This is a genomic window from Pedobacter psychrodurus, from assembly GCF_032678585.1.
Lineage (GTDB): Bacteria > Bacteroidota > Bacteroidia > Sphingobacteriales > Sphingobacteriaceae > Pedobacter > Pedobacter psychrodurus_A.
In genome coordinates this window covers 102,669-117,322 of sequence record NZ_JAVTSN010000007.1, presented here as the reverse complement: position 1 = coordinate 117,322, position 14,654 = coordinate 102,669, and the positions used below count along the sequence as shown (strand labels likewise).

Genomic DNA, 14,654 nt, shown 5'->3' with positions numbered 1-14,654 from the left:
CGATTTTAAAAAGACCGGTTTGCAAATCTTGAAGCCGGTTGAATATTTAACTTTAATAAGCAAAATCAATATAAACATGTCAAATACATCAAAAATTATCTACACCAAAACCGATGAGGCGCCAATGTTGGCAACCTACTCACTTTTACCTATCGTACAAGCTTTTACCGCATCAGCGGGTATTGATGTAGAAACCAGAGATATTTCTTTAGCAGGAAGAATTTTGGCAAACTTTCCTGAGTATTTAAAAGACGATCAAAAAATTGGTGACGCTTTGGGAGAGCTTGGTGCATTGGCTACCACTCCGGAAGCAAACATTATCAAATTACCAAATATCTCTGCCTCTATCCCACAATTGGTTGGTGCCATTACCGAGTTACAAGCTCAGGGTTTCGCCATTCCAAATTATCCTGATAATGCACAGAGTGATGAAGAAAAAGCAATTAAAGCTAAATATGCCAAAGTTTTAGGTTCGGCTGTTAACCCTGTTTTACGTGAAGGTAACTCCGACCGTAGAGCACCTAAAGCGGTTAAGAACTACGCCAAACAAAATCCACATTCGATGGGTAAATGGTCAGCAGATTCGAAAACCAAAGTAGTAAGCATGACTGAAGGCGATTTTTACGGTTCAGAAAAATCTACTACTGTTGCCGAAGCAGGTCAGTTTAAAATTGAATTTGTAGGTGCGGATGGTGCAGTAACCGAATTGAAAGGTTTATCGCCATTAAAAGCAGGAGAGGTGATTGATAGCTCTGCATTGAGTTTATCGGCATTGAAAACTTTTGTAGCGAAAGAAATTGCTGAAGCAAAAGCAGCAGGCGTTTTATTATCTGCCCACTTAAAAGCAACGATGATGAAAGTTTCTGATCCGATTATTTTCGGTGCCATTGTTGAAGTTTATTTTGCAGATGTGTTTACTAAATACGCAGATCTTTTCAAAGAACTGAATATTGATACCCGCAATGGTTTGGGCGATGTGTATGCAAAGATTGCTGGCAATGCCAAACAAGCTGAAGTGGAAGCCGCTTTGGCACAGGCCATAGAAAACGGTCCGGCTTTGGCCATGGTTAATTCTGATAAAGGAATTACCAACTTACATGTGCCATCGGATGTGATTGTTGATGCTTCTATGCCGGCAATGATCCGTACTTCGGGTCAGATGTGGAACAAAGAAGGCAAAGCGCAAGATACCATTGCTTTAATTCCAGACCGTTCTTACGCTGGTGTTTACACCGCTACCATCGACGACTGTAAAGCAAATGGTGCTTTCGATGTAACCACCATCGGTTCGGTACCAAATGTTGGTTTAATGGCTCAAAAGGCAGAAGAATATGGTTCACATGACAAAACTTTCCAGGCTACTGGTTCAGGGATTATCCGGGTGACTGATGCTGATGGTAATGTGTTTTTCGATCAGAAAGTAGAAAAAGGCGATATCTTCCGCATGTGCCAAACTAAAGATGCGCCGATTCAGGATTGGGTTAAACTAGCCGTTAACAGAGCACGTTTGTCAGAAACTCCTGCAGTTTTCTGGTTAGACGAAAAAAGAGCACATGATAGAGAAATCATTGCTAAAGTAAACACCTATTTAAAAGACCACGATACTGCTGGTTTAGACATCCGTATTTTGGCGCCGATTGAAGCCACTAAATTTACTTTGGAGCGTATCCGTAAAGGTTTAGATACCATTTCGGTTACCGGTAACGTATTGCGTGATTATTTAACAGATTTATTCCCGATTTTGGAATTGGGAACTTCTGCTAAAATGCTTTCAATTGTTCCTTTAATGAATGGTGGTGGTTTGTTCGAAACCGGTGCCGGTGGTTCTGCCCCAAAACACATTGAGCAGTTTATTGAAGAAGGTTATTTGCGTTGGGATTCGCTTGGTGAATTCCTGGCACTTCAGGCTTCTTTAGAGCACTTATCTCAAACACAAAATAATGCAAAGGCGCAGGTATTGGCTGATGCTTTGGATGAGGCCAATGCTAAATTCCTGGCAACGGATAAATCTCCTGGAAGAAAGTTAGGTACGATCGATAACCGTGGTTCTCACTTTTATTTGGCTTTATACTGGGCTGAAGCTTTAGCGGCTCAAACAAAGGATGCTGATTTGCAAGCTAGATTTGCACCATTGGCTAAAACCTTGTTGGAAAACGAAACCAAAATTAACCAAGAGTTGATCGGTTCTCAGGGCAAACCTCAAAATATTGGCGGTTATTATAACCCTAATGATGAATTGGCAAGTAAAGCAATGCGTCCAAGCGAAACATTGAATACTTCTTTGGCTTCTTTGTAGCGAATCTGAGGTGTTAAATTTTCTGAGTTGTCAACTTTAATTACTTCTGGTAGGAAAGTTGACAACTCTTTAGTATTAGCGTCCCGATATAAAATCGGGGCGCTTTTTTGTGAGTTGTCAACTTTTAATATGCTATTAGCACGGAAGTTTACAACTCTTTTTTTTGAAAAGCAATTGCAGAAGCTGTTAGGTTATAGCAGCCAGGAGTTTAGGGGGCTTAAATAGTACTGCTATTCTACGTTAAATAAACCCCTGTCCGTTAAAGGTGGGCGACCGACAGCGTTATTCCGATTTGAGCACACTTTTATTTTTTATGTGCGCTTGCTTGTTTCACAGGTTTCATCGGAATTAAGCAAAGGGCGGGGCTAGTTCAACCGAAGTAGCAGTGGTATTGCTTTCCCACAAAAAAAAAGTTAGCTAATTTTTAAGATTGTACTTCAAATTAAACAAACCTTATCCATATCCTTTTGTTATATTCATATAAATTAAAGGAGACCCATACCATGGCAAATAACGAGAATAAAGGATCGCAGGATAAAATACATAGCACCACAGAAAATAGCGAAATCAATAAAGAGAATCTTTCTTATGATGAAAATAAGCAAAGTTACGAGCTTGACGTAAAAGGCACAGATGAGGATTATGATCATCCGATGGGATATGAAACTGTAGCAGCAGGTGCCAAAGACGATGATTCTACCTACGATGAAGCTAATCCTTACGTTGGTGATGAATATGCACGCGATGAAGAGGTTGCTGAAGATAACCTGGAAGAGTTAGGCATGCATGTTGATAACGGAGAAAGTGTAAAGCTGAGTCCTGAGGATGAAATTCTTGCCCGGACACCAGAAGATAACCGCGATGATTTAGATGAAGAAGGTTATCCGATTAATGATACGCCCAAGACCAGTTAGCAGGTCACGGTTGGAAACTGTGAATTGAAAACTGCTTACGGGTTAACATCTAAATTAAACCTGCGGCGCAGTTCGTCGAGTTTTGGATTTTTTCCTACCAGGTAATCGTATTTTTCGCGGTTGCCATAAAGGCGGTTTTCTATTTTACGTTCCATCAGTTTGTAGGTAACTTCTACGCCGAAGTTACGGAGCTCATTCCTCAGGAAGTTTAAAAGTTCTACAGATTCCTGTTGTACCAGATGTTCCTGCGTTTTACTTTCAACCGAAATTTCGATCAATTCAGGGGTTAAAAGCGTTGGTGCAAAATTATTTAAGATGGTATAAATATTGATTCTATCCGTGGCCTTCATCCTTTGGGTGAAGATACTCCACACCTCCAGCAAGCGATCATAACTAAAAGGATCTCTCGCATCACCCGTAACCTTCTTCGGACCATCACTTTCATCTTCCTGTGTTACACGATCAAGATCATTCAAAGAAGGGATAAGTGTGCCTAACGCATTCGCTTTCGGAATATTGATGCTGATGGAAGTTGCCGATGGCGGTGGACCAACTCTTGGTGTTTCTTTAGGTTGTTCTGCTGCAGGAATGTTGGGTAAAACAGGAGCGCTAACAGCAGGTGCTGAGGCAGGAACAGTCTTTTCGTTTTCAGCTTTCGGCTTTGGGCTTTCAGCTACGACATTAGTTTTTTTTTTATCCTGATCTACGTCAGTTGCTGTGTTATTAGGGCTTAAGGGCTGTTGTGCTAAATTGACGACCGACCGGATGTGGCACATTTTAATCAGTGCCAGCTCTACCTGTAAACGTTGGTTTTTAGAATTTTTGTAATTTAAATCGCAGGTGTTGGCCAGGTTCAATGCTGTTAACAGAAACGAGAGTTCTGTTTGCCTGCATTGATCAAGATATTTTTGCTTGATATTTTCGCTAACCTCTAACAATTTAATGGTTGATGCATCTTTGCCCACCAATAAATTACGGAAGTGGGAAGCCAGGCCATTAATAAAGTTATTGCCGTCGAAACCGTTGTTCAGAATTTCATCGAACAGGAGTAAGGTTTGGCTAACTTCAGCTGCGGTTAAATAAGAAGTGAGTTTGAAAAAGTAATCGTAATCTAAAATATTCAGGTTATCAATTACGGCTTTATAGGTGATGTTCTTGTTTGCATAACTGGCAATCTGATCGAACATCGACAATGCATCACGTAATCCACCATCTGCCTTTTGGGCAATAATGTGTAAACCGTCACTTTCAAAAGCAATATTTTCGCGTACGGCAATAGTTGAAAGGTGACTGGCAATATCTTCTACCTGGATACGGTTGAAATCAAAAATCTGGCAACGCGATAAAATGGTTGGCAGGATTTTATGTTTCTCGGTGGTGGCCAATATAAAAATGGCATAAGACGGCGGTTCTTCCAATGTTTTCAGAAAGGCATTAAATGCACTCTGCGATAACATGTGGACCTCATCAATAATATAGATTTTATACTTTCCAGCTTGTGGCGGTATGCGTACCTGCTCAATTAAACTACGGATATCATCTACTGAGTTGTTCGATGCCGCATCTAATTCGTGTACATTAAAAGAATGCCCGTTTTGGAAAGATAGACAGTTGTCGCATTTTCCACAGGCTTCCATTTCTGCTGTAGGGTTGGTACAGTTAATGGTTTTTGCCAGGATACGCGCACAGGTTGTTTTACCCACACCACGCGGACCGCAAAACAGAAAGGCCTGGGCAAGCTGGTTATTTTTGATGGCATTTTTTAAGGTGCCTGTAATATGCTGCTGACCAACTACGGTTTCGAACGTGGCTGGGCGGTATTTACGGGCAGAAACAATAAAATTTTCCATCGGCACGAAAATAGGAAAAATTTAGGTGTTGTGGGATTGAAAAGTTGGAATGTTGAAAAGTTGGGTGCTTGAGGGGAAGTTGGAAAGTTGTAATGTTGGGAAGTTGGAATGTTGGGAGGTTTGAAAGTTGTAAGGTTGTAAAGTTAGATCTATCGAAAGCATTCGCTCATTCAATCATTCAAAATTCACTCATTTACAATTCACTCACTCATTCATTATTTAAGGATGCAGGTTGTAAAACTGTTTATAACTTCTTTCAAATGCATTAAAACTGCCATAGGTAAGTTCGATGGCTTTTTCGGTATCGTAGCCTTGTGCGGTTAGTTTAATGATGTTTTTTATGGCAGCTGTTCTTTTGTTTTTTACAAAATAATAGATCACGCTATAGGCGGTATCGTAGTTGTCGTCTACGCCATGGCCATAAAAAGTACCGTCGTATATTTTAAAAAAGGTCTTTAACCGGTCGGTATCTTTAAAATCTAAACCTGCTTTAATGCTTTTAATCCGGTTGCTTTGTGGTGAGGCATATAAATTCCCTTCGCTGTCAAAATCCAATGTTTCGAAAAATTCCGCTAAACCTTCATTTAACCATTTTGGTGCTTTTTGATAGTTAAACTGAAAAATACTATGACTGGCCTCATGCAATGCTACTGCTATAAAATTACCTCCTTTCATAATAAAAGCTTCATTTATTTCTGGAACATAGAATCCTGTTGGTGAGGGTGCGTTATATTTGACTTTTTCCAGGCGATAATCTTTGTTTTTTCCATAGAGGTTTATTTTAACCGGTACGGTGATGTTTTCTCTGGTTTCGAAAATTTCGTTACAGAACATGCGTTCGTAAGCAATCAGTTTTTCTATTTTCTTTTGTTCGGTATCACTTATTTTGCAGTTGACCGGATTGATCTCAACATACTGGGCATAAAGCGATAAACTTGAGAGATTTGCGAATATAAATAAGAGAAATTTTTGCATTTCTATTGTTGTTAAAGTTGTTTTTTCAATAACTTTTTAAGCTCTTCGTTATCCATAAATCCTAAAGCCGGGTTTACCACTTTCCCTTCTTTATTAATCAGCACCTGATGTGGGATGCCTGTAATTTTAAATTTATCAGCTAAATAACGCCATTCATCACTTTTTAACCGATAGTGCTGTCCTTTTATGGTGGGTACCAAGTTCTCATAGGTTTTTAGCGGTGAGGTTTCGTCGGTTATGTAAACAAATACCACGTTGCTGTCTTTCATTTCTTCTTTTAACGGTTTTATTTCCTCGATTCCGTATAGACAGGGACCGCACCAGGTTGCCCAAAAATCGAGCAGGATAACCTTGCCGGGATATTTGCTTATAATGCTTTCCAAAACTTTATCCGCTTTCACCTGTGGTGTTTGATTTATATAATAACCAATGTTATTTTTATTGATAATCAGTTGTTTTTTAGTTTCATTATTTCTGAATTTAACATAGTTTTTAACAAACTGATTGTCTATATCAGATAAAGCGTATAGTACATAGGTATCGTTAATAGGGCTTTGCTGGAGAATAACCGGTGTTAGAAGTTCCTGCGACCTCATCAGATCCAACAAGATGCCTGATTTTAGGTTAAGGGCCGAATCAGCACGGGTAACGTAGGAATTCGTGGCTTCTTTAATGCCGAAAATGTCTACGTAATCACTACGCTCTTTAAACCATAAATCCTGTATGTGCTCGGTGCTGCTGTCGGTTATAATAGAGTCGCCATGTACCGAAATTAATTTTTCGAAAGCAATATCATTTGCTGTAAGTGTAATGTTTCCTTTTTTGAGCCCATTAAACATTTCCAAATAGTTGAATAAGTGACTGCCTTTGTCAGGTCTAGTTCCAGGTAGAAATTTAACCCTGTTTACGAAAATGTAGTAATTCCCGGATATTAAAGAAAGTTCGTCATTGATCATTTTTCTATCGAAAAAATCATAATAATCGTTCGGGTAACGCCTCGACCTCTTTTTAACCTCCTCGCTCTGATCGCCAGTAGCCGACTCATAATTCGCATTATATTGCATAATGTTATCTGCGTAGCTGAATACAATATCCAGTTTTGTGATCTGGTAAGCTTTTTCCGAAAGGTTTCCAAGTTGATGTATCGAATCTAATTGGATAATTTCTTTTTTCTGAAGGGCTAAGCAGTAAGCTTTATAATCATTCGCGGTCATGTTGACGATCTTCTGTTTCATTTCGAAGTAGTCAAATGAATTAAGTTTGGATAATTTAGAAAGATCTTCATTTAACTGTGCCAGTGCACCTGCATACTTTATTTTTTCTTCTTCAATAATGACAAACAGTTCTTTGCCGGGCTCAAGATAAATGTTGTAACCGGTATTAATTTTCGGACTTAGAAAAAGTCTTGTAGGGTGGAGAATTCCTACTTTTGTAGTAAAATATCCATTCTTCTGAATCTTTATTAACGTCTTTTCCTCTTTGCCTGAAATAATATTTGATGCATAGAGCAACATTGTTTTTATGTCTTTTTCTGGCTTGTAATTTTTGATATAGCCACTAAAAATGGCACTATCGTTTTTAAGGATAGGAAGTTGGTAACGTTCTTTACTGATGATTCTTTTGCAGTTTTCCTGATTTCGGCTTAACTGCATGGTTTTATTGCTAATGGTTAGACTGATTTCGCCATTGCTTGATTCGCTAACCGATAACTGTCTGGTTTTTTTGCCATTGGTAATGGTGATGGATGTATTGCTGCTGTTCGTTTTTTTAACAACGTTTTTATACAACCAAACTATATTGTTATATACTACGGATTCATCATAAAAGGAAATTTCGAGGTTACTGTTGTTTTTATTGTACCAACTTGTGTAAAGTGTAGCCGGTAGTAAGTTTTTATTTTCTTCCTGTACACCCTCATTGATTTTCCAGGCATTTTCTGTATCTGGTGTGGCTATTTTTGTAATTTTAAAATTCTGGGAAGTACGGTTAAAACTTCTTGTGGGATTGTTTATCGTTTTTTTTGCATGCAGGCCAATTGTAGCTATAGATAGAAAGAAGGTTAATACAATTTTTTGATGGAGAGAACTGTTTTTCATTGCTTTAGATTGAAAAACAAGTATAACTAAAAATTTGGTTACTGCCCGCTAATTCTGTTAAATAAGAGGTGCGAATTATTTAATCACCGATTTCAGCTCATGTCTATATTCTGAAGCACTTTTACCTGTAAATTCCTTAAATAATTTATTAAAGTGACTAAAGTTGTTAAAGCCACTTTCATAAGAAATGTTGGCAATACTGATGGGTTTTTCGGCCAGCAGTTTTGAGGCATGCACCACGCGGTATTCGTTTACAAAATGTGTAAAGGTTTTTTTGGTGATTTTTTTGAAATAACGGCAAAAGGAAGGAACAGTCATGCTCGACATTTCTGCCACATGCTGTAAACTGATCTGTTCCTGATAATGGTCTTTCACATAGTTGAATATCATATTGATGCGGTCGTTATCCTGTACCTGCATTTCCATCGAAAAGCCATCGGCATTTAAGATTTTATAATCATCGGTCAGTTCAAGATCCTTTAAAACGCTTAGTAATGTGAGCAGTCTTTCGAATGGCGGCTGGTCATCCATCATTTCGATCCTGTCGCCAACCGCAAGCATGGTTTCGGCCCCAAAAGCGATTCCGGCCTTTGCTTTATCGAATAACTCGTGGATGCCTTTGATTTCCTGCAGACCTAAAAAGATGTCGCCAAGGAATTCCGGCTTCATCTGGATAACGGTTTCATTTTTATTTCCGGTATTGGTATCGGTAAAACCGCAGTGGGGGAGGTTGCTGCCGATCAGGATCAGATCACCATCGGTATAATAGGAAACGTGACTGCCGATCTGCCTTTTTCCGGCGCCGCCATTTACAAATACCATTTCGATCTCTGGGTGGTAATGCCAGAGGTGTGCCATATTGTTGGCGTTTTCTACATACTTCGAATAATAGAACGAACTCCCGAAAGAGGGTTCAACAACCTCGAAACTTGGTTTCATATCTGCTAAATTATTTCACCAAAATACATAAAAAATATGCTTTATTATAGCTTTTTGTCAAATGAGCGTATTGTTGGGGTAATATAGCATAGAAAGTGGAAAATATGCAACTCACTATATCCCAATTAGCGCCTTACCTTAGTGCCATCATATAATGATTAACTCTTTAAAAATATTGGTTATGAAAAAGTTCTTAAAAATCGGTTTAATAGCAGCGTTGTTTTTTACTGCTACGGGTGTTCACGCTAACGATGATAATTTTACACTACAAGTAAAAGGCGAAAAAGATAAATTTATCCGTTTTTCTGTAGATAAAGCAGAAGATGTTAATTTATCACTTATTGGTTCAGATGAAGAAGTATTGTTCGAAGAAAACATCCATGCCTCAGCGGCCTCAAGCAAAATTTATGATTTAAATGCACTTCCTGACGGAAACTATGTGCTTAAAGTAGAGTCTGATGTTAAATTGGCAAAATATACAGTAACGATCAAAGATGGTGAAGCACTTGTTTCGGAGCCAAAAATATCGAACGTATTTAAACCGGTTTATACTCAAGATGATAAGGTAGTTACCCTTAACCTGGATAACCTTGATAAAAACCCGATCGAAGTTAAAGTATACAACGAATACAATGATGAGGTTTACAACGAAACATTTAAAGATAAAGCGCAGTTGACCAAAAAATTCAACATCAGCAAAACAGATTCAAAAGAATTAACCTTTGTGGTTAAGTTTAAAGATGAGAGTTTTGTTAAAACGATACAAACGTATTAAACATTACAGCTAATTGATGTAAGGAGATTGTCTTAATAGATAGTCTCCTTTTTTTTTGATGTATAATGTAGGATGGATAATGTAAAATGTGAGAGGAATGATGTGAGATCATGGAATTACAGTGCTTTTGTTGTTCCATCGTCCATTTTCCATCCTACATTTTACCTTTTCTTATTAATCCTTTGATTTTAAGAAATATATTGTTACTTTTGCATCCCCGTAATATACCTCGGGATTAAAAATTAAAAACATAATTTATAACAATGAATCAGTACGAAACTGTTATCGTTCTAACCCCTTTGTTATCGGAAGAAGTTGCTAAAGAGGCATTAGCCAAATACAAAGCAATTCTTGTAGATAACGGAGCCGAAATTGTCCAAGAGGATAATTGGGGTTTGAGAAAATTAGCGTATCCAATTGAGAAAAAATCAAACGGATTCTTCAACTTAACCGAATACAAATGTTCAGGTGAGTTGATCGCAAAATTAGAGCTTGAATTAAAACGCGATGAGCGTGTGTTACGTTTCTTAACAATCCGTTTAGACAAACACGCAATTGCTTACAATGAGAAAAAGCGTAGTGGTGCTTTTAACAAAAAAACTAAGGAGGTTGCAGCGTAATGGCAAGAGAACAAATACAATACGTAACCGCCCCTAAAGTAGAGGATAACCGTAAAAAATATTGCCGTTTCAAGAAAAACGGAATTAAATACATCGATTACAAGGATGCAAATTTCTTGTTGAAATTTATTAACGATCAAGGTAAATTATTACCACGCCGTTTAACTGGTACTTCGTTAAAATTCCAACGTAAAGTGGCTCAGGCAGTTAAACGTGCCCGTCATATCGGTTTGTTACCTTTCGTTGCTGATCAATTAAAATAGGAGGCTAGAGATATGGAAATTATTTTAAAACAAGATATTAAAGGCCTTGGCGAGAAAGATGATGTAGTTACAGTAAAGCCAGGTTATGGCCGTAACTATTTAATCCCTCAAGGATTTGGAGCATTGGCTACTTCTTCTGCTAAAAAAGTTTTAGCTGAAAACTTGAAGCAAGCTGCTTTCAAACAAGATAAAATTAAAAAAGATGCTGAAGGTGTTGCTGAGCGTTTAACTGATGTTAAACTTTCAATCGGTGCTAAAGCAGGCGAAAGCGGAAAAATCTTTGGAGCGGTTAATACCATCCAGATTGCTGAAGCATTAAAAGCTCAGGGTTTTGATGTAGACCGTCGTCGTATTACTTTCGAAACTGAACCTAAATTTGTTGGCGAATATGTTGCTAACTTAAACTTACACAAAGAAGTTAAAGTTCAGGTTCCTTTTGAAGTAATCGCTGAATAAGCATTCTTTAAAGAATCATTAAAAAGTCCCGATGAAAATCGGGACTTTTTTTATGAAAAAAATTATATCGTCATGCTGAATTTATTTCAGCATCTTTTTTAGCTGGAAAATATTGAAATAAATCCTACAGCTATCGGATCTACAAGATGACCACTCTAGAAAAAGAGTTTAGCTTGTAATAAAGTAAGGGTATTTTGTTTAATTGATTGTTTATTGTTGGCTGGAAATACCCGTTGGAACATTAAACCTGAAGGATTTCTGGGAAGCTATTATTGATCTCCCAGAGTTATAAATGATTAATGAAATTGATTTGGTCCATCATCCATCTCATCTCTTCCATTCTCCATTACCCTTTCGGCGTTGTTGGCCTGATTTCTACCTTGCTTGGCAATGTTCTGGCTGGCATGGCCAAAAGATCAACAATCAGTTTACCCATATCCTCCGGCTGGATTTTCCAGGCGTCGTTTTCCGAATCGGGTTGATGATCGTTAAAATGGCTGGCTACCGATCCTGGCATAATGGTACTCACCTTTACGCCATATTTTCTTAAATCGAGCATTACCGATTGGGTAAACCCTGTTAAACCAAACTTGCTGGCGTTGTAGGCAGCGCCTCCTGCAAAGAAATTGGTTCCGGCCAAACTCGATATTGTGAAAATATGTCCTTTGGCTTTTTTGATTTCTTCAACCGTAGCTTTGATGCTGTAAAAAACACCGGTTAAATTGGTATCAATAGTCTCTTTCCATAAATTGATATCCAATTCGTCAATAGGTGCAAAATGACCGATGCCTGCATTGGCAATAAGTACATCCAACTGCCCCCACTTTTCAAGGATTAATTTTACGGCATCCTGCTGTGAAGTAAAATTGGAAACATCTGCTTCAATGGCCAGTACATCGCCATGCGCCACCAAATGTGATGCGGCCTGGTTTGCGCTTGCAATTGTTCTGCTGGTTATGGCTACTTTGTAACCGTCTTTTAAAAGGGCTTCGGCAATACCGAAACCGATTCCTTTACTTCCTCCTGTAATTAGTGCAACTTTCATGCTCTTCTAACGTATGATATGATAAAATGTTTAATTAGATTTTTTATGGCCAGTGTGAGGAAGTTCCATGATCTGGATATCCTTGAAATCTACCGGCTGTCCTTCACTTTGTAAAGCGATAAAACCCTGTTTAAGTGCTTTGCCATCAATTTTAATTTTTGGATCGTAACGGTTGGCTACACCTCCGCCAATCTGGGGTTTGCTGTATTGCAAAACGGTATCACCATTAATGATGTGCGTAACCAGCGAATCGCCCATTACAATCAATTCTGCGGATACCCATTGGTCGCCATCGTAGGTTTTTGATTTAGAATCCAGGCAGTGGCCATCATATAACTTGCCCTGATAAAAAATATCGGTTCCAGGTGAGCACATATTTCCTGTTGGGCGCGGTCTTCCGTCGCTCAAGCCACCTAAAAACTGCATCTCGATTGAAATTGGCCAGTCTTGTTCCTTAGGCATCGTTTTCGGGTCCTGCGAATGGAACATTACACCACTGTTGCGTAGGGTATAACTTGGTGCGCCTTTTTGCAGTTCACCAACAAAACGATATTTCAGCTTAAGATGATAATAGGAGAAAGGTGTTTTATAATAAAGATGGCCGAACTGGTCGTTAAAATCGCCATACTTATCATAACGAACTTGTATTATCCCGTCCTCAACCCTAAAGGTATTCCCAAAATTTACATTGTAATCATGGTGGTGGATTTTTACATTCCAATCCTTGATATCTTTCCCATTAAAGAGTGTAATCCATTTTTCTGAACGGTTGTTGATGTTTTTGCTTGTACTGCAGCTCCATAAGGTAACAGCAAGAAAGAGGTAGCTTAGTTTTTTCATTTGATTCAAATTGTTTTCTGGTATTGGTATTAATTATTCACTTGATGTATCGTTTTGGTTGTTTTATAACCTTGCAGCAATTACCGCTATTATCCATGAAATTAGATAGGTATATCCCATTTTCTTTTATATCAGCCTTTTTTGCCAATAAACTGTCGAACTTGACTAGCCCATTTCTGACTTCATAAAATTTAGATGGATTGTAATAAATCGAATCAGGATGTTCGGGTACTTCATTTAAGTCAAAACCGCCATACTCTAAAAAACCGTCATGGTCGATGTCGGTGAATGGCGCTGGGCCTCCGCCCTGTTTTTTGTCGTTATATACACAGTCTGCAATAAAGGTTACTTTGTTGTTCCCAACTATCGAATATGCGGTAATGTAATTAAAATTCGGTCGTCCATCAGCTTCTAAAAACAGCAAAAGTTTATCTTTACTTTTGATCACCCTATTGTATTTACTTTCATAAATAAAGTAATGTGTATTATCTAAATAAATCTGTTTACGGTTCAGTAAAATTGCCTGATGATAGCGTTCGTAATTCTTAGGGTCAAAATATATTCTTTTTATGCTAATACTATTAGAACGGTCTATTTTAATGATAATCGGGCTATAAGTGGTATCTGTTTTATGGGTTGCTTTGTTTTTAACTACAACGGTAATGGGAGTAATTTTAGTCTGTTTTGATTGTTCTGGATTTCTACACGCAATGAAGCAAGAGGATAATAGTAGGGCGGAAAGCAGTTTTATCATAAATCTAAGATAGGAAAATGAAGGAGCATTAATTTACAATATGCTTTTTTGTTACCTTTGCGCCATGGCGAAAACCCGGACAAGCAGAACAAAAAGCAAGACAAAAAATCCTCTTCTAAAAAAGATTACCAACATTGCTACCAAGGTATTTTTATACTTTTTGCTGGTTTCTGTTTTTTGGGTAATTGCATTACGTTTCATTAACCCACCAATCACACTTTTAATGGTGTTGCGCAACATTGAACGTAAAGCCGATGGAAAGCCTTTTAAAACGGAGAAAAAGTGGGTGAAGTTTGAAGATATGTCTGATAACATGAAACGTGCTGCAGTATCTGCCGAGGATCAACTTTTTCTAAAACATATTGGCTTCGACATGAAAGCCATCGAAAAAGCTTTTGCCAGTAATGCCAAAGGCAAAAAGGTAAAGGGTGGAAGTACCATTTCGCAGCAAACGGCTAAAAATGTTTTTTTATGGCCGGGCAGATCATGGATCAGAAAAGGTTTTGAAGCTTATTTTACACTATTGATCGAACTTTTTTGGAGCAAGGAAAGAATATTAGAGGTTTACTTAAATGTTATCGAGATGGGAGATGGTATTTATGGCGCCGAAGCCGCTGCCCAGGAATATTATGGTAAATCGTGTACGAAACTAACCAAAAAACAAGCCGCATTAATTGCTTCCTGTTTTCCAAACCCAAGAAGGTGGACACCCAAAAATGCCACACCTTACATCAGGCACCGTCAATATCTGATTTTAAGAAATATGAATAGATTGGGACCGCTTGATTTTTAGCCAACAGTCCAAAGTCTTTAGTCTATCAATCGACTAAG

14 protein-coding genes are annotated in these 14,654 nt (G+C 38.2%); 7 read left to right on the top strand and 7 right to left on the bottom strand.

Annotated features, from left to right (window positions below; all coding sequences use genetic code 11):
* Positions 1 to 76: 76 nt before the first annotated feature.
* Positions 77 to 2,296: an NADP-dependent isocitrate dehydrogenase gene (locus R2S57_RS06725; RefSeq protein ID WP_316844280.1), complete on the top strand. Its 2,220-nt coding sequence runs from the start codon at positions 77 to 79 to the stop codon at positions 2,294 to 2,296.
* 503 nt (positions 2,297 to 2,799) lie between these two features.
* Positions 2,800 to 3,210, top strand: coding sequence for a hypothetical protein (locus R2S57_RS06720; protein ID WP_316844279.1), 411 nt, complete (start codon positions 2,800 to 2,802; stop codon positions 3,208 to 3,210).
* A 35-nt stretch (positions 3,211 to 3,245) separates the two neighbouring features.
* On the opposite strand, the gene R2S57_RS06715 is transcribed toward R2S57_RS06720, so the two are convergent.
* From R2S57_RS06715 to R2S57_RS06700, 4 genes are all read right to left on the bottom strand, one after another.
* Entirely contained in the window at positions 3,246 to 5,060 is a 1,815-nt protein-coding gene (locus R2S57_RS06715) for a DNA polymerase III subunit gamma/tau (RefSeq protein ID WP_316844278.1), read from the bottom strand.
* A gap of 219 nt (positions 5,061 to 5,279) precedes the next feature.
* Positions 5,280 to 6,035 carry a DUF1570 domain-containing protein gene (locus R2S57_RS06710; RefSeq protein ID WP_316844277.1) on the bottom strand — a complete coding sequence of 252 codons (756 nt, stop codon included), beginning with the start codon at positions 6,033 to 6,035 and terminating at the stop codon, positions 5,280 to 5,282.
* An 11-nt stretch (positions 6,036 to 6,046) separates the two neighbouring features.
* Entirely contained in the window at positions 6,047 to 8,131 is a 2,085-nt protein-coding gene (locus tag R2S57_RS06705; RefSeq protein WP_316844276.1) for a TlpA disulfide reductase family protein, read from the bottom strand.
* Positions 8,132 to 8,206: 75 nt separating this feature from the next.
* Positions 8,207 to 9,070 carry an AraC family transcriptional regulator gene (locus R2S57_RS06700; protein ID WP_316844275.1) on the bottom strand — a complete coding sequence of 288 codons (864 nt, stop codon included), beginning with the start codon at positions 9,068 to 9,070 and terminating at the stop codon, positions 8,207 to 8,209.
* A 181-nt stretch (positions 9,071 to 9,251) separates the two neighbouring features.
* Here R2S57_RS06700 and R2S57_RS06695 point away from each other — a divergent pair, with 181 nt between their 5' ends.
* From R2S57_RS06695 to rplI, 4 genes are all read left to right on the top strand, one after another.
* The gene (locus R2S57_RS06695) at positions 9,252 to 9,845 is read left to right on the top strand and encodes a hypothetical protein (RefSeq protein ID WP_316844274.1); all 594 of its coding nucleotides are present in this window, start codon (positions 9,252 to 9,254) and stop codon (positions 9,843 to 9,845) included.
* 263 nt (positions 9,846 to 10,108) lie between these two features.
* Positions 10,109 to 10,465, top strand: coding sequence for a 30S ribosomal protein S6 (rpsF, locus tag R2S57_RS06690; protein WP_316844273.1), 357 nt, complete (start codon positions 10,109 to 10,111; stop codon positions 10,463 to 10,465).
* Positions 10,465 to 10,728, top strand: coding sequence for a 30S ribosomal protein S18 (rpsR, locus tag R2S57_RS06685; RefSeq protein WP_010599582.1), 264 nt, complete (start codon positions 10,465 to 10,467; stop codon positions 10,726 to 10,728). Before rpsF ends, rpsR begins: the two co-directional genes overlap by 1 nt.
* A 12-nt stretch (positions 10,729 to 10,740) precedes the next feature.
* On the top strand, positions 10,741 to 11,184 hold the full coding sequence (gene rplI, locus R2S57_RS06680) for a 50S ribosomal protein L9 (RefSeq protein WP_025144599.1): 444 nt from the start codon (positions 10,741 to 10,743) through the stop codon (positions 11,182 to 11,184).
* A 346-nt stretch (positions 11,185 to 11,530) separates the two neighbouring features.
* Here rplI and R2S57_RS06675 read toward each other — a convergent pair whose 3' ends face one another.
* The 3 genes from R2S57_RS06675 to R2S57_RS06665 are packed head-to-tail and all read right to left on the bottom strand — an operon-like array spanning position 11,531 to position 13,823.
* A complete protein-coding gene (locus R2S57_RS06675; protein WP_316844272.1) occupies positions 11,531 to 12,229 on the bottom strand; it encodes an SDR family oxidoreductase in 699 nt (232 codons plus the stop codon).
* A gap of 30 nt (positions 12,230 to 12,259) precedes the next feature.
* Positions 12,260 to 13,069: a DUF1080 domain-containing protein gene (locus R2S57_RS06670; protein ID WP_316844271.1), complete on the bottom strand. Its 810-nt coding sequence runs from the start codon at positions 13,067 to 13,069 to the stop codon at positions 12,260 to 12,262.
* Between the two features lie 37 nt (positions 13,070 to 13,106).
* Positions 13,107 to 13,823, bottom strand: coding sequence for a hypothetical protein (locus R2S57_RS06665; protein WP_316844270.1), 717 nt, complete (start codon positions 13,821 to 13,823; stop codon positions 13,107 to 13,109).
* Positions 13,824 to 13,887: 64 nt separating this feature from the next.
* Here R2S57_RS06665 and mtgA point away from each other — a divergent pair, with 64 nt between their 5' ends.
* The gene (gene mtgA, locus R2S57_RS06660; protein ID WP_316844269.1) at positions 13,888 to 14,616 is read left to right on the top strand and encodes a monofunctional biosynthetic peptidoglycan transglycosylase; all 729 of its coding nucleotides are present in this window, start codon (positions 13,888 to 13,890) and stop codon (positions 14,614 to 14,616) included.
* Positions 14,617 to 14,654 lie beyond the last annotated feature (38 nt).

Coding starts and splice junctions, on each gene's coding strand:
- R2S57_RS06725 (WP_316844280.1), top strand. CDS start 77: ATGTCAAATACATCAAAAATTATCTACACCAAAACCGATGAGGCGCCA.
- R2S57_RS06720 (WP_316844279.1), top strand. CDS start 2,800: ATGGCAAATAACGAGAATAAAGGATCGCAGGATAAAATACATAGCACC.
- R2S57_RS06715 (WP_316844278.1), bottom strand. CDS start 5,060: ATGGAAAATTTTATTGTTTCTGCCCGTAAATACCGCCCAGCCACGTTC.
- R2S57_RS06710 (WP_316844277.1), bottom strand. CDS start 6,035: ATGCAAAAATTTCTCTTATTTATATTCGCAAATCTCTCAAGTTTATCG.
- R2S57_RS06705 (WP_316844276.1), bottom strand. CDS start 8,131: ATGAAAAACAGTTCTCTCCATCAAAAAATTGTATTAACCTTCTTTCTA.
- R2S57_RS06700 (WP_316844275.1), bottom strand. CDS start 9,070: ATGAAACCAAGTTTCGAGGTTGTTGAACCCTCTTTCGGGAGTTCGTTC.
- R2S57_RS06695 (WP_316844274.1), top strand. CDS start 9,252: ATGAAAAAGTTCTTAAAAATCGGTTTAATAGCAGCGTTGTTTTTTACT.
- rpsF (WP_316844273.1), top strand. CDS start 10,109: ATGAATCAGTACGAAACTGTTATCGTTCTAACCCCTTTGTTATCGGAA.
- rpsR (WP_010599582.1), top strand. CDS start 10,465: ATGGCAAGAGAACAAATACAATACGTAACCGCCCCTAAAGTAGAGGAT.
- rplI (WP_025144599.1), top strand. CDS start 10,741: ATGGAAATTATTTTAAAACAAGATATTAAAGGCCTTGGCGAGAAAGAT.
- R2S57_RS06675 (WP_316844272.1), bottom strand. CDS start 12,229: ATGAAAGTTGCACTAATTACAGGAGGAAGTAAAGGAATCGGTTTCGGT.
- R2S57_RS06670 (WP_316844271.1), bottom strand. CDS start 13,069: ATGAAAAAACTAAGCTACCTCTTTCTTGCTGTTACCTTATGGAGCTGC.
- R2S57_RS06665 (WP_316844270.1), bottom strand. CDS start 13,823: ATGATAAAACTGCTTTCCGCCCTACTATTATCCTCTTGCTTCATTGCG.
- mtgA (WP_316844269.1), top strand. CDS start 13,888: ATGGCGAAAACCCGGACAAGCAGAACAAAAAGCAAGACAAAAAATCCT.